This window comes from Bombiscardovia coagulans (assembly GCF_002259585.1).
Lineage (GTDB): Bacteria > Actinomycetota > Actinomycetes > Actinomycetales > Bifidobacteriaceae > Bombiscardovia > Bombiscardovia coagulans.
On sequence record NZ_MWWS01000004.1, the window covers coordinates 194,129 to 207,922 of the forward strand.

General features: G+C 44.1%; 9 protein-coding genes and 1 tRNA gene. 1 reads left to right on the top strand and 9 read right to left on the bottom strand.

Going from position 1 to position 13,794, the window contains the following annotated elements; genetic code table 11:
* Window positions 1-285: 285 nt before the first annotated feature.
* Window positions 286-1,824, bottom strand: coding sequence for a DUF2130 domain-containing protein (locus BOCO_RS02590; RefSeq protein ID WP_094722542.1), 1,539 nt, complete (start codon window positions 1,822-1,824; stop codon window positions 286-288).
* A gap of 404 nt (window positions 1,825-2,228) precedes the next feature.
* Here BOCO_RS02590 and BOCO_RS02595 point away from each other — a divergent pair, with 404 nt between their 5' ends.
* The gene (locus BOCO_RS02595) at window positions 2,229-3,155 is read left to right on the top strand and encodes an alpha/beta fold hydrolase (RefSeq protein ID WP_094722543.1); all 927 of its coding nucleotides are present in this window, start codon (window positions 2,229-2,231) and stop codon (window positions 3,153-3,155) included.
* Between the two features lie 223 nt (window positions 3,156-3,378).
* On the opposite strand, the gene BOCO_RS02600 is transcribed toward BOCO_RS02595, so the two are convergent.
* The 8 genes from BOCO_RS02600 to coaE all read right to left on the bottom strand — a co-directional run bounded on the left by BOCO_RS02600 (window position 3,379) and on the right by coaE (window position 13,771).
* The gene (locus BOCO_RS02600) at window positions 3,379-4,299 is read right to left on the bottom strand and encodes a Nif3-like dinuclear metal center hexameric protein (RefSeq protein ID WP_094722544.1); all 921 of its coding nucleotides are present in this window, start codon (window positions 4,297-4,299) and stop codon (window positions 3,379-3,381) included.
* A gap of 109 nt (window positions 4,300-4,408) precedes the next feature.
* A complete protein-coding gene (polA, locus tag BOCO_RS02605) occupies window positions 4,409-7,300 on the bottom strand; it encodes a DNA polymerase I (RefSeq protein WP_094722545.1) in 2,892 nt (963 codons plus the stop codon).
* A gap of 33 nt (window positions 7,301-7,333) precedes the next feature.
* On the bottom strand, window positions 7,334-8,002 hold the full coding sequence (locus BOCO_RS02610) for an ANTAR domain-containing response regulator (RefSeq protein WP_476727130.1): 669 nt from the start codon (window positions 8,000-8,002) through the stop codon (window positions 7,334-7,336).
* A 23-nt stretch (window positions 8,003-8,025) separates the two neighbouring features.
* Window positions 8,026-8,099 (bottom strand) — tRNA-Leu (locus BOCO_RS02615).
* A gap of 250 nt (window positions 8,100-8,349) precedes the next feature.
* The gene (gene pyk, locus BOCO_RS02620; protein WP_094722546.1) at window positions 8,350-9,792 is read right to left on the bottom strand and encodes a pyruvate kinase; all 1,443 of its coding nucleotides are present in this window, start codon (window positions 9,790-9,792) and stop codon (window positions 8,350-8,352) included.
* A 162-nt stretch (window positions 9,793-9,954) separates the two neighbouring features.
* The gene (locus BOCO_RS02625; protein ID WP_094722547.1) at window positions 9,955-10,941 is read right to left on the bottom strand and encodes a TerC family protein; all 987 of its coding nucleotides are present in this window, start codon (window positions 10,939-10,941) and stop codon (window positions 9,955-9,957) included.
* A 51-nt stretch (window positions 10,942-10,992) separates the two neighbouring features.
* On the bottom strand, window positions 10,993-13,104 hold the full coding sequence (gene uvrB / locus BOCO_RS02630) for an excinuclease ABC subunit UvrB (RefSeq protein ID WP_094722548.1): 2,112 nt from the start codon (window positions 13,102-13,104) through the stop codon (window positions 10,993-10,995).
* Between the two features lie 28 nt (window positions 13,105-13,132).
* Window positions 13,133-13,771: a dephospho-CoA kinase gene (gene coaE / locus BOCO_RS02635; RefSeq protein WP_094722549.1), complete on the bottom strand. Its 639-nt coding sequence runs from the start codon at window positions 13,769-13,771 to the stop codon at window positions 13,133-13,135.
* Between the last annotated feature and the right edge of the window lie 23 nt (window positions 13,772-13,794).

The window sequence follows — 13,794 nt, forward strand, 5'->3', positions numbered from 1 at the left end:
CTTTGCTTTTGTCTAGACACCTTACAATTATCAGCAACTGAGAAATCATCGCAAAACCGTTCAAAAAACTTCACCTGAAACATACTCCTAGAGAGTGGAATCAATCCCCAAAATCCGATCTGAATGCTTAGTCATTGTAAAGCGAAAATCATCGATAATTGTTTTACTCGCGATAAGTTCTCGTACAACCTTATTTTTTGAAGTTACTGTATTATTAACTACCTCAACAAAGCGGTGATTGAAAGAGAAAACTAAGTAACGATCTCCCCCATCGATCGATACCTATCAGTTACTTGATTTTACATCAACCTTGTTTTCTTTTTCCATTTGAGCAAACTTATCTTTCATGGTTTTATTACCACGTGTAAGTCGACGAATACTAACATCTTGAGCCTTGTTATTAGCTAAGCGAAGTTGATTTTCAGATCCGATCAAGGCTTCCTTTATCTTATTTAAATGAGAAATGGATTTATCTATTTCATCTAATGCATTTTGGAACTTTTTCGAAGCAATTCCATAATTTCGACCAAACGCATCTTTAAAGCTCTCTAGTTCCTCCTCGAAATGAGTGATATCGATATTTTGGGCTTTTACCTCTTCAAGCTCATTTTTATATTGAAGTGAATTTTTTGCTGCATCTCTCAACAGGGTAATGATTGGAATAAAAAACTGAGGTCGAATGACATACATCTTGGGATACCGATACGAAACGTCAACAATGCCCTCATTATAGAGCTCATTATCAGGTTCAAGCAAGGATACTAAGATTGCATATTCACACCGTTTTTCATTTCTATCTTTGTTCAACTCCTTGAAAAAGTCCTCATTCTTATGCTTTGTTGAAGTCGTATCACACTCGTTTTTCATCTCGAACATAATGGACACTACTTCAGTACCAGAGTCGTCTGTATCTCGAAAGATAAAATCTCCTTTACTGCCCGTTCTAACATCATTATCTTTTTCAAAATATGCATTCGGAAAAGCAGTGGAACGTAGTTTATTAAACTCAGTTTGACAGTGTTGCTCCAGCGTTTCACCAATCATCTTGGTAGATAACTTTGCTTTAAAATCGCGTAATCGCTCAATTTCGTCGTCTCGATCCTTAAGTTGTATTTCATATCGCTCTTTGAGTGATGTTGATTCTACCTCTGCTTTAAGTTTTTCCGTTTCAAGGTTGCTTTTAAGCTCAGAAATTTCTGATTCTTTTAATGAAGTTATCCGCTGTATCTCAGATTTCAACTGTTCTTGCAAGAGTTTCTCTTCTGAATCTTTTTCAAGACGCAGTTTATCAAGATTGCTCTTGATCGAGTCGCGTTCTTTTTCTACATCATTTAGCGCTTCAGCTAACTCATGCTTTTTCTCAAGTTCTATAGACGCCAGCTGATTTTTCAGATTGTTGATTTCTGCTTCTTGTTTCGATGATACTTTCAACAGTTCACTCTTAGAATTAGCTTCAGCTAGTTCTATTGCCTTCTGTTTTTCTAATTGAGCCGTTTCAAGTTTGGCAGTAAGTTCATTCTTTTCTTTCTCCACTTGTCGTACTGCTTCAGAAACCGCGAGTTCTTTAGCTGATTGCTCAGACTCAAGTTTTGCTTGCAATTCTTGAATTTGAGAATCCTTTGTATTCTGCACTTGTTGTAGCTCTTGCGCAGCCTTTGACTTGGCTAGTTCAAGCATTTGTTTATTCTCGCGTTCTGCTTGCTCTAGTCGCTCGTGAATCTGCTTATCAAAGTCTTTATCCCGAACTTGATTTAGGATAGCAGCATATCCAGCTTCATCAATTTTGAACGCCTTCTTGCAATTCGGACAAATTATTTCTGCCATTCCAGCTTTCCTTTCAATACAGCTAAATCAACCATAATCATCAGAATGAAACGCTTATTCACAGTAGAATAGGATCTGTTGTAATGTTACGAAATTGAATACACGCATAATATAACGTTTTGAAATTATGTATTCCTACTATGTATACGTTCGTGATTCCACCCCGTAAAAGACAGTCAGCGTCCTCCCCATTGTAATCAGCTTTAGAGTTGTAGCCAAACATCCCACCAAAAAGTATAGGATTAAAGCAGTACGCTATCTTCAGTGCTGTCTGCCATTGAAATAACTAAAACTATATTATTTTTGCTTACCTTGCAGAAAAAAACCAAAAGTCTAAAATAGCGAGAGAGGATTAGTTATTGCGTAGTTCTTTGCTCAAAGTACGCACTGTTGCAAGGACGATTATGGTTACCAAGTATCACATTGACACTGCATATATCAACGGCGTTGACCAGCGCTATTGTGTTCTTGGCGACAACTCTGCGAACCCTGTTCTCCTCTATTTGCATGGCGGCCCTGGTGATACCTGCCTTCCATTGATTGAAAGATATAATATCAATCTCGCTCAACGATATAACCTCGTGGTCTGGGACCAGCGTGGTGCAGGACTTTCCTATTATCCGTTCACAGCAAACAACCATCCTAGTATAAATACCTATATTGAAGATATTCACCAGCTGACGCTGCACCTGCTTGACCGCTTCAACCAAGATACAATTTATCTCATTGGACATTCTTGGGGCAGCGTGTTAGGAATTATGTTTATTCAAGCGTATCCTGAATTGGTTCACCATTACATAGGATGTGGGCAGGCAGTCGATATGCATGCCATTACAGCAGAACAAATAGCTTTCGTCCGCGCACACACAAAAGACGCCGATACTCTAACTTTCCTAGACAACTACAATGAAGCCATAGTGGGACAGAACTGGGTAAAGACATTATTAAGGCTCACCAAACTTGTGGTCAAAAACGGTGGTTCCCTTTACAAACATTCCAACATGAATAATCTTATTTGGCCTTTTTTGACCTGCGGTCGTTATTCCATCCACGAACTCTTGAACAGACAGAAAGGCTCGATGCAAAGTATTACTTACCTCTGGCATGAGCTAATGGATACGAATTTCACTGACATTCACCACTTTGATCTCCCAGTAGCCTTTTTCGAAGGCAGGTACGACTACCATGTCTCTTCCTCAAATGCTCACGCTTGGTATGAAACTATCAATAGCCCCAAGAGCTGGCATTGGTTTGAGCATTCCGGCCACTTCCCACAGTGGGAAGAACCTGACCACTTTATTGATACTCTGCTGTTAACTCTTGCTGAATGAAAATGTAGCCCTTGCTTGTCAATTAATAAGTTGTAATGATAAACAACTCTCCACAATCTCATACCACAAAAACTACTGCAAGGTAAACACTCAATATAGAACAGTAGAGTAACTCTAGGGGCAGCAAGATAGATGAGCGCATAACAGGGTACGTTTATATGTGGTGAGAGTCTTTTTGCCTTTTGATGAGCCATTCTGGCAACTCAAACGGTATATCTTACATTTAGCGTAATACGAAAGTCCAGGGGTCGCTGCTGTGCTTGGTGACTTCTATTTCTATTGTTTGACCGGTTGCCTTTTTCACAGCTTCCGGAATGTCGTACTTGGCGTAGGTAAACCACAGGCTTTCAATTGCTGAATGGGGTGTATTGATCAGCATAGGTCGAGCTTGAGTATCTCCGCCTGACTGGAAGCGCAGCTGTGCCTCATACTGAGCCTGTTCTCTGACATCAGTCACTGGATGATGACGTAAATCACTGGTTACATAGACGTCTACCCCACTAGCTCGTACTGCATCAAACATGGAATCACCAGAACCTGGCAGTACCGCTACTGTCTGAACTGATGCATCTGGATCGCCGGCAACCTGCACCCCTACCTGCGTAGGCGGCAAAAGAGAAGCCACAAGACCCGCACAGTCACGTAAGCTCATTGGCCTTCTCAATCTTCCAACTCTACCTAGGCCGACCTCACCATCAAGGCCATGGAGCACATGCCAGTCGTCCGTATCCTTTTGCACGATTTGTAGCGGATGCTGATCAACTAAGCCCATAGCGTCAGCAGCAGCCTGCGCTACTCCACGCATGGCTGCATCAGCATTCGTATGCCCCACCCAGAGACCACACTGAGCCTGGATCAAACGGTTAACGATGGCACCATGCACACCCTTACCTGAAATCTCGTGTACTGACCGGAAGAACAGCGGATGATGGCAGACTAACAGTTGCGCTCCAGACTCAATTGCCTCTTCTACGATTTCAAGAGTGGGGTCAACTGCGCAATATATTCGGTTTACCGACCAGTCAGGATCACCAACAACCAAGCCGGGGTAGTCCCAATCCTCTGCATAAGAAAGTGGATACAAACACTCAAGAACCTTCACTACCTCAGCTAGGGAAAGCTCAGTTCCCAGTAATTGTGCCATACTTCCCCGCCTTCTTATTTACTACTGTCCAAAACCACTAATCTAAAAACTCACGAAATACACTGATACACGTCACCAGTAGAAACCAACGCCAGCAATATGAACTCTTTTAGTGAGCCGCTTGTTGCCAATCAGAGCCTATACCCGTGGAAACATCCAATGGTACAGCTAGCTCCACAGCATGCTCCATGGCATCAGTGATGATATTCGACACCATGTCGACTTCACCTGCAGCAACCTCTGCCACAAGTTCGTCATGTATTTGCAGGATGATTCGCGATTGGCATCCAGCTTTACTGAGAGCATGCTGGGCCTTGATCATAGCAACCTTCATGATGTCAGCAGCTGAGCCTTGTATAGGGGCATTTAAAGCTCCACGTTCAGCAGCTTCTCGTGTAACCCGGTTGGTTGAAGCCAGTCCAGGGAAGTAACGCCTACGGCCAAAAATGGTCTCAGTGTATCCTTTTACTCTTGCATCAACTACCAAGGATTCTAGGTATTCATGCACCTTACCAAACGTTGAGAAATACTGGGATCGTAGCACATCAGCTTCTGCAGGGCTTACATTCAACTGCTGAGCTAAACCATAAGTGGATAGACCATAGGCAAGCCCATAGCTCATCGCTTTTACATGAGAACGCTGATCACTGGTGACTTCATCCATGGGAATCTGGTATACCAAAGATGCTACGTATTTGTGGAAATCTGCCCCCGACTTGAAAGCATCAATCAAGCTTTCGTCTCCTGACAAATCAGCCATAATCCGTAGCTCAACCTGAGAATAATCGCAGCTCAACAGCGTTTCAAAATTCTCTCCAGGAATAAAGGCCGAACGAATTTCCCTACCCGCAGCATTCTTATTCGGAATATTCTGTAGATTGGGATCAACCGAACTTAGACGTCCGGTGGCAGCCACCGTTTGCTCGTAGGTCGTATGAATACAGCCATCTTTCGGATTGACTGACTCCATGAGCGAATTAACAATCTGCTTAAGTTTATTAGTTTCTCTATGTCGTAACAGAGCACCCAAGAAATCATTCGCACGCTCATTGTCTACTGATGTCACGTATAGTTTTTGCAGGGCTGCAGCATTCGTAGAGTATGAACCATTCTTAGTTCTTTTTGTCGGTTTGAGACCCATATCCTCAAAAAGAACTTTTTGCAGCTGCTTAGGACTCTGTAAATTAACTTGGGAACCAGCACGATCCCACGCTATATTTTGAGCGTCTTGTGCTTCAGCTGCAAATTGATCGCCCATCTCCTTGAGCCTGTGAATATCTACCTTGGCGCCCTCATGTTCCATACCAGCAAGCACCGTTGAAGTAGGCATTTCAATGATGCGTAACAGATTAAACTGCTGTCTGCGCTCAATCAAGGGTTGAATATGCTCAGCCATGAGCTTGATGTATTGAACTCGCCGAAGAGACATCCGATTCGCATTGTGTGTTGCGTCTTCCGTCTCAGCTTGATCATCAATATCTAATGAGCCTTGTTCAACTTCAGGCTGTGTGTTCAGAGGTACTTTCATCATATGAGCGAAAGCTTGATCTAGATCTGCTGCGTGAAAGTCTGGTTCTACGAGATATTGAGCAAGTTTGACATCAAAAAGAGGCATAGGCAACTGCAAACTTGCAGCTTGCAACAGGTGTATATTTTCCTTATACCCGTATACAACACAAGAGCCAATACGACTGTCTATGATCTTTTGAAGGCTACCCACCATCGAATGGATATGGTGTGCTTCCAGCTCAAGTGCGTGACCGTCTGGGGCGAGAAAAACAAGTGCCTCCAATTTCTCGGCCCCAGGTTTGGCCTGCCCTTGAGCATGCAGGTACCAGGCGCTTTGCCCTAAATCTGGGCAGACAACTTCGACAGTCTGCGTTGCATGTGCGCTGTCACCTGCTGCCTCAATAACTGGAGCTGCATCAGGCATAGCAGCAGCGATTGCTTGTGAAGCCTGAGTGCTTGGTAGGTGTTCTTCGCTCCACTGCTGCAAGGCCATGTCATCTTCTACCACATCTAGGACAGGCTCTTGAAAATCGATGAAACTAGTTTCCTTACCAGCAACTGACACTGTCCCTTCACAGTCCTCAACACATTTAAATCCTTTAAGCATTTTGTTCCGTGTGTGGGACCCAAATTCGAGTTGGTCAAAAAGGGCATTAACCTTGTCTAAATGAATGTGTCCAAACGTTAAATCTTCGACTCGAACACCTAATTTAAGATCACATACTAAGGCATTCACTTTGCGGTTGAGCGTAACTTGGTCAATATTATCTCTGAAAGCTTGACCCTTTTTACCAGTAAGTTCATCAGCATGATCGATAATTCCTTTTAAGCTACCAAACTGATTCAACCAACGGGCAGCATAACCGTCACCGACTCCAGGAACGCCAGGAATATTATCGGACTGCTCTCCGCGGATAGCAGCTAGGTCTGGATAGGTTTGAGGATTAACATGATATTTTTCCTCTATTGCCTCAGGCGTCATCCTTTTTAGTTCGCGGAAGTGATAGCCTGGAAACAGAACTGTGACGTTTTCACTTGCTAATTGGAAGGCATCGCGATCACCGGAAAGAACGAGAGTTTGGTACCCATCCCGTTTACCTTGCGTGGCAAGTGTAGCAATGATGTCATCTCCCTCATAGCCTTGTTTTTCAACATAGGTGACACCCATAGTGTTAAGAAAGTCTTGAATGAGTGGCAGCTGACTAATGAGTTCTTCTGGTGCCGCATCCCTTGTTCCCTTGTATTGTGGCAACATTTGAGAGCGGAAAGTACCACCTGCCATATCAAAAGCTACTGCTATGTGTGTAGGATGCTCAGCTTCTATAACCTGCGAAAGCATCTGAGCGAATCCCCAGATAGCATTGGTCGGTTGCCCGGCAGAAGTGGTAAAAGAGTCAACAGGTAGCGCGTAATATGCTCTGAAAGCAAGAGAGTGACCATCAACGATCAAGAATGGGCCTTTTGTACTAGTCGAGTTGGTTGACTTACTCATCCTTATAGCCCCTCTCAGGCTTCCTGAAGTTATCTAGTTATCACCCTGCACTTGGGTAATAACTGCATCAGCGACTTCCTGCATAGTCAGTCGACGATCCATAGAAGTTTTCTGTATCCAGCGGAATGCCTCGGACTCAGTCAAGCCCATGTTTTCCATGAGCAGACCCTTTGCTCGGTCCACTCGCTTACGCGCTTCGAAACGAGCTTTCATATCTGTTACTTCATCTTTAAGAGCATTGATCTGCTCAAAACGAGAAATTGCCACTTCAATAGCAGGCAACAACTTTTCAGGAGCGAACGGCTTCACAACATAAGCCAAAGCGCCAGCGTCAGCGGCTTTTTCCACCAATCCCTGCTGTGAAAAAGCAGTTAACATGACCACAGGAGCTAGATTTTCCTGTCCAATTTCGGTGGCAGCTTCAATGCCGTCTTTTCCTGGCATCTTCACATCCATGATTACTACATCCGGCTTGTACTCACGGGTTAAATCGACTGCCTCTTGGCCGGAAGCAGCTTGACCAACCACTTCATAGCCAGCATCCTCGAGTGCCTCAACGGTGTCCAAACGGATCAAAGCCTCATCTTCAGCAACTACAACTGTCCTAGCAGTTGATTCGTCGCTGTAAGTTTTACTCTCTGAAGCCAACGTTTTAACCTCGTTTCCGAATTTTCGTTCCAGATTATCTCTTCGTATTGTCACAAACGAAATGCTCACGTATATCGTGCCCCCGGTGAGACTCGAACTCACACTGGACGGATTTTGAGGCCGTTTCCTCTACCAATTGGGATACAGGGGCTAACTATTTCCTAAAAAGAATTTAGCACATATGTGCGACGAACAACTCACATCGCGTTGCGCGAACATTTTCAGTTTTTGCGTATTCACGCAAAGGAACATGCTATTGCAGCTTCTGCATGTGCTGATATGGCCGAGCATAATGAAAAGCTCATATGCAGCTTCGTATTACAAAACGTGGTTCAATCTTCCAAACAGTAAGAAAGATTGAACCACGTAGATTCATGAAGCGTATATCTTATATTGCGCTTTTATTCAGACTCACCAACAGTGTGTACATAAATCGAGTCTGTAGAGCCTGGATGATATTCAGTCTGAGCGCAGCTAAGTACAACGACCTTATCACCGTTTGTTAACTTGCCAGCCTGTGTAAGAACCTTATCCATGTATGCCATCAGGGACTCACGATTAAGTCCATGATAATCTTGGTCGCAGAGGAAGGCCTCAGTACCCCACGACAAAGCCATCCAGTGATAAGTATGCTCATCACTCGTCAAAGCATAAATTGGCGCAGCTGGGCGCTCACGAGATACACGATGAACGGTATTACCAGTCTGACTAAATGCCACGATTGCCTTAGCATCGAGTTTGTCAGCTAAGTCCACAGCAGCAGAGGAAACCGCACCAGAATTAGACATGTCCAAATCTCTCATAGCTGGGATGCGATCGAAACCGTGAGATGTTGCGTAAGAAGAAATTCTGGCCATGGTCGTAACTGTGGTGTCAGGGTAATCACCTACAGCTGTTTCATTAGAAGTCATGGTTGCATCTGTTCCGTCGAGTACTGCATTTGCGCAGTCCGAAGCTTCTGCTCGAGATGGAATCGGTGAGTGAACCATTGATCCCAAAACTTCAGTAGCTACGATGACTGGCCTTGCATACTGACGTGCAAGCTCAATGCAGCGCTTAGTAACGAGCGGAACCTCTTCGAATGGCATCTCAACGGCCATGTCACCACGAGCAACCATGATGCCGTCGAATGTCTTGACAATTTCTTCCAGGTTCTCTACAGCCTGTGGCTTCTCAATCTTTGCAACAATAGGAATTCGACGACCTTCCTCATCCATAATTTCATGAGCACGATCAATATCTGTTGCAAACCGAACAAAAGACATAGCAATAATGTCTGCACCAGTCTGAATTCCCCAGCGAAGGTCAGATTCATCCTTCTCTGTAAGAGCCGGCAAGCTCACGGCAACACCTGGTAGGTTGATGCCTTTATGAGACGAAACCGGTCCACCTACTATAACTTTGGTGTGAACGTTATTACCTTCAACTTCGGTAACCTCAAGACGAACCTTACCATCATCGATCAGGATAGGATCACCCTTGTGGCAGTCCCCCGGAAGACCCTTGAAGGTAGTTGATGTTATATGCTCATCACCTTCGATGTCATCGGTTGTAATAATAAACTCTTGGCCAGTCTTAAGCACGACCTTGTCTTCGCCGTCAGCATTCTTCTTAATCCAACCGCAGCGTATCTTTGGACCTTGCAAATCAACAAGAACCGCTACATTGCGACCAGTTTTCTTACTTGCCTCACGAACATTCTTATACACCTGAAGATGATCTTCTGGAGTGCCATGAGAACGATTAAGTCGGGCAACATCCATGCCAGCTTCAACGAGCTTGGTAATGCCTTCTAGAGACTCAGAAGCGGGACCTATTGTGTCCACAATCTTGGCTTTACGCATATACAAACGCCTACCTATTCCTTTGAATTGTTTCTGACCAAGTGAGGAATTATCCCTTGGTATCAACAGTTCAATACTAGCTGGCAAATGGGACGATTACAAAGAAATCATGTTAGCGTTAACAATCTAAGCATTATAGGAGTTTCAGCAACGTTCTTAACATTAAACACTTTGCAAAGCAGACTTACTCTCCTTCTTTGCCTTAATAACGCTTGCAAGAGCAGCCGAACCAATTGCTAGCACAATGACAGCCAAAGAAAGCCACGTTGGCACCTCAGGAACACTCGTAATTGGTTGACCGGAATTGATGAAAGGCAATGTATTGCTATGAAGCGCTTCTAAAATTAACTTGATTCCAATGAACGCTAGCACAACAGACAAACCGATAGGCAAATAAGCTAGTTTGTCTAACATGGCACCGAGAAGGAAGTACAGCTGTTGCAGCCCAAGAAGAGCAAAAACATTGGAAGTAAACACGATGAAGGGATCGTGGGTGAGGCCAAAAATAGCAGGTATCGAATCAAAAGCAAACATTACATCAGTTGTTCCAATTGCTAAGAAAACTATCAGCATGGGAGTAAAGTAAGAAACACCATTTTTTTTGACGCGCAAATGCTCACCATCATACTCATCAGTAATGCGTAATGCCTTACGCAACCAGCTCACAAGTCTATTCTCATGATATTCTTCATCCTCCCCCTTCACTACCTTATAGGCTGTGTACAGCAAAAAGGCACCGAAAATAAAGAAGACCCAGGTAAATCTGGTAATGAGGGTGACTCCTACTAAAATAAAAATACCCCTAAGGACCAAAGCAATAGCGATGCCAACACTGAGAACATACTTTTGCAGCTGACGAGGTACAGAAAAATTGCTCATGATAATAACGAAAACAAAAAGATTATCAATACTGAGCGAATATTCTGTTAACCAGCCCGAATAGAACTCAATAGCAGGCTGAGATCCTGCAACAAACCACAATACAGCACCGAAGACGACTGCTGCTGCAATGAAGAAGGCAATATGCTGTAGACACTCCTTTGTAGATGGCACGTGAGGCTTGCGACCTATGACAAAGAGGTCAACAATAAAAAAGATAGCAAGAACAACTAACGTTATAACCATAAAGGCAAGAGGGGTCTCAGACATAGTTATAACTCTATCGACCAATTACGACAGATGCTGCTTTTACAATGTCTACTACTTGCTAGCTTCAGTCATCTGTCGTAACTCCTTCTTGAGATCCCGTATTTCATCTCTCAGACGAGCAGCTAGCTCAAACTGAAGTTGCTTAGCTGCCGTATGCATTTGGTCGTTCAACTGCCTGATAAGGTCTGCCAAATCTTGAGCCGGGAGCCCAGCTTGAAGGATTTCTTGATGCCGTTTATCAGCCTCTTCCTGATCAAAAGTTGGAATACCCAAATGGGAATTGCCTGCCTTACCGGCGTTACGATAGCCTCCCTCAAGTAGTGTCTGCGTGTCTACGTCTTCCTTTGCCAACATGTCATTAACATCTGAAATTTTCTTAATCAGTGGTTTAGGATCAACACCATGCTCAGTATTGTATGCAATCTGCTTAGCTCTTCGGCGGTTGGTCTCATCAATTGCCTTCACCATAGAGTCAGTACGATGATCTGCGTACATAATGACCGTTCCAGAAACATTACGGGCCGCACGTCCAATAGTCTGAATGAGAGACCGGTATGAGCGGAGGAATCCTTCCTTATCGGCATCTAAAATAGCTACCAATGATACTTCAGGTAAATCCAATCCTTCCCGCAAGAGATTGATACCGACAATCACATCTATTTTGCCCTCTCTCAGTTCACGCAAGAGCTCCACACGACGAAGCGTATCTACATCCGAGTGAAGATACTCAACCTTAATATCTCGCTCGAGTAGGTAATCAGTTAGATCTTCCGCCATTTTTTTAGTCAGCGTAGTAACCAAAACCCGTTCATGTCGAGCTATCCGATCCTTAATCTCAGCGAGCAGATCATCTACTTGCCCCTTGACAGGACGTATTTCAATGTTGGGATCGAGCAGACCAGTAGGTCGAATTATTTGTTCAACAACCCCGTCAGAAAGTCCCATCTCATAATCACCAGGTGTCGCTGATAAGTAAACAGTCTGACCGATCTTGTCCAAAAACTCTGGCCATTTCAAAGGACGGTTATCCATAGCAGAAGGAAGTCGAAAACCATGCTCCACCAGAGTACGTTTACGGGAAGCGTCCCCCTCATACATAGCACCAATTTGAGGAACAGTCACGTGTGATTCGTCAATCACAAGCAAAAAATCATCGGGGAAAAAATCTAAGAGCGTGTGCGGGGCTGTGCCTGGCTCACGCCCATCAAAATGTCTAGAGTAATTCTCCACTCCTGAGCAGGTTCCTATTTGCGTGAGCATCTCTAAGTCGTATGTGGTACGCATGGTAAGACGCTGAGCTTCCAGTTCTTTGCCCTCCTTGTGCAACTGACTAACCCGCCAATCGAGCTCGTTTTTAATGCTTTTCAGAGCACGTTGCATCCTCTCAGGACCCGCCACGTAATGGGAGGCAGGAAATATATGTACTTGATTTTCATGCGCAATCTCATCACCTGTTAGAGGGTGAAGAGTTGAAATCCTATCTATCTCGTCGCCAAAGAATTCGATACGAACAGCTAGCTCTTCATACACTGGAATAATTTCTACAGTGTCACCTCGGACTCGGAAAGTTCCTCTGGTAAAAGCTATGTCATTCCGCTTGTACTGCATGTCTACGAACTGCCGCAGTAAGTGCTCCCGACTAATCTGCTGTCCTTGGTGGAGGAAAAGCATACGCCCAGCGTATTCTTCCGGCGTACCAAGTCCATAAATACAAGAAACTGTAGCTACAACCACACAGTCTCGTCGAGTAAGCAGATTGGCTGTAGCCGCATGACGGAGCCTTTCAACATCGTCATTGATATTGGAATCTTTTTCTATATATGTATCAGTTTGTGGTATGTATGCTTCGGGCTGGTAGTAATCGTAGTATGAAACGAAATACGAAACAGCATTATCAGGCATGAGTTCACGGAATTCTGCGCAGAGTTGTGCTGCTAACGTTTTATTTGGCTCCAAAATCAATGTGGGCCTTTGTAATCGTTCTATCAGCCAAGCTGTAGTAGCTGTTTTACCTGTACCAGTTGCCCCCATTAACACAACGTCATTTTCGCCGTTTTCTATTCGACTTGCCAATGCATCAATGGCCTGAGGTTGATCACCTGAAGGCTTATAGGGCGACTTGACCACAAACGGCTTATTGGTACGCTCAATGTTGAACCCCATCTTACTCCTCAGTACATTTCAATATAATTTATTTACTTGTCCGCATTGCTTCCTTGTGAGTTTGAACAGCTTCCTGACTCAGACTGTTATATATCATATCAACATTATCGAACATTTGTTCTATAGACACGGAAGAGTCTATAAGAACATCAGACAAACATTCCCTGCGAACCCGCGGAGCCTGGCTTGCGATTCTGTCAACAGCTTGTTTACGGGTGATATGCCTCTCATTTACCATACGCGAAATTCTTATATCTGTAGGGGCCTCAACTGTCAATATATGCGCAAAGTGGAAGGGTATCGTATCATACACGTCTGCTAAAAGAGGGATGTCATGAACAACTACCTTGTTGCTGTGCGTCCAAGATTCATCCATCTGCGCAGCAACCTGGTAAACCAATGGATGCATAATGGTATTAAGTTTGAGTCGTTGAGAGGTATCAGTAAAAACTTCTTCAGACAACCACTTCCTATTGATACCACCAGTCGAATCTGTTGCATGAGGTCCAAATGCATTCTGTATCTGAGTTACTGCAACACCAGTTGGACTCATTAATTGATGGGCAATCTGATCATAGTCAATTATCTGTGCACCCAGAGTTGCTAGGTGCCTAGCAACTGTAGTTTTTCCCGCAGCTATCCCGCCCGTTAATCCAACTCGAAGCATCCGCCCCTTCTCCCCTATGCAAC

What these genes read in the sequence shown, in the direction of transcription:
- coaE (WP_094722549.1), bottom strand. Translation starts at nt 13,771, where the DNA reads ATGCTTCGAGTTGGATTAACGGGCGGGATAGCTGCGGGAAAAACTACA.
- polA (WP_094722545.1), bottom strand. Translation starts at nt 7,300, where the DNA reads ATGAGTAAGTCAACCAACTCGACTAGTACAAAAGGCCCATTCTTGATC.
- BOCO_RS02590 (WP_094722542.1), bottom strand. Translation starts at nt 1,824, where the DNA reads ATGGCAGAAATAATTTGTCCGAATTGCAAGAAGGCGTTCAAAATTGAT.
- BOCO_RS02600 (WP_094722544.1), bottom strand. Translation starts at nt 4,299, where the DNA reads ATGGCACAATTACTGGGAACTGAGCTTTCCCTAGCTGAGGTAGTGAAG.
- BOCO_RS02595 (WP_094722543.1), top strand. Translation starts at nt 2,229, where the DNA reads ATGGTTACCAAGTATCACATTGACACTGCATATATCAACGGCGTTGAC.
- BOCO_RS02625 (WP_094722547.1), bottom strand. Translation starts at nt 10,941, where the DNA reads ATGTCTGAGACCCCTCTTGCCTTTATGGTTATAACGTTAGTTGTTCTT.
- pyk (WP_094722546.1), bottom strand. Translation starts at nt 9,792, where the DNA reads ATGCGTAAAGCCAAGATTGTGGACACAATAGGTCCCGCTTCTGAGTCT.
- uvrB (WP_094722548.1), bottom strand. Translation starts at nt 13,104, where the DNA reads ATGGGGTTCAACATTGAGCGTACCAATAAGCCGTTTGTGGTCAAGTCG.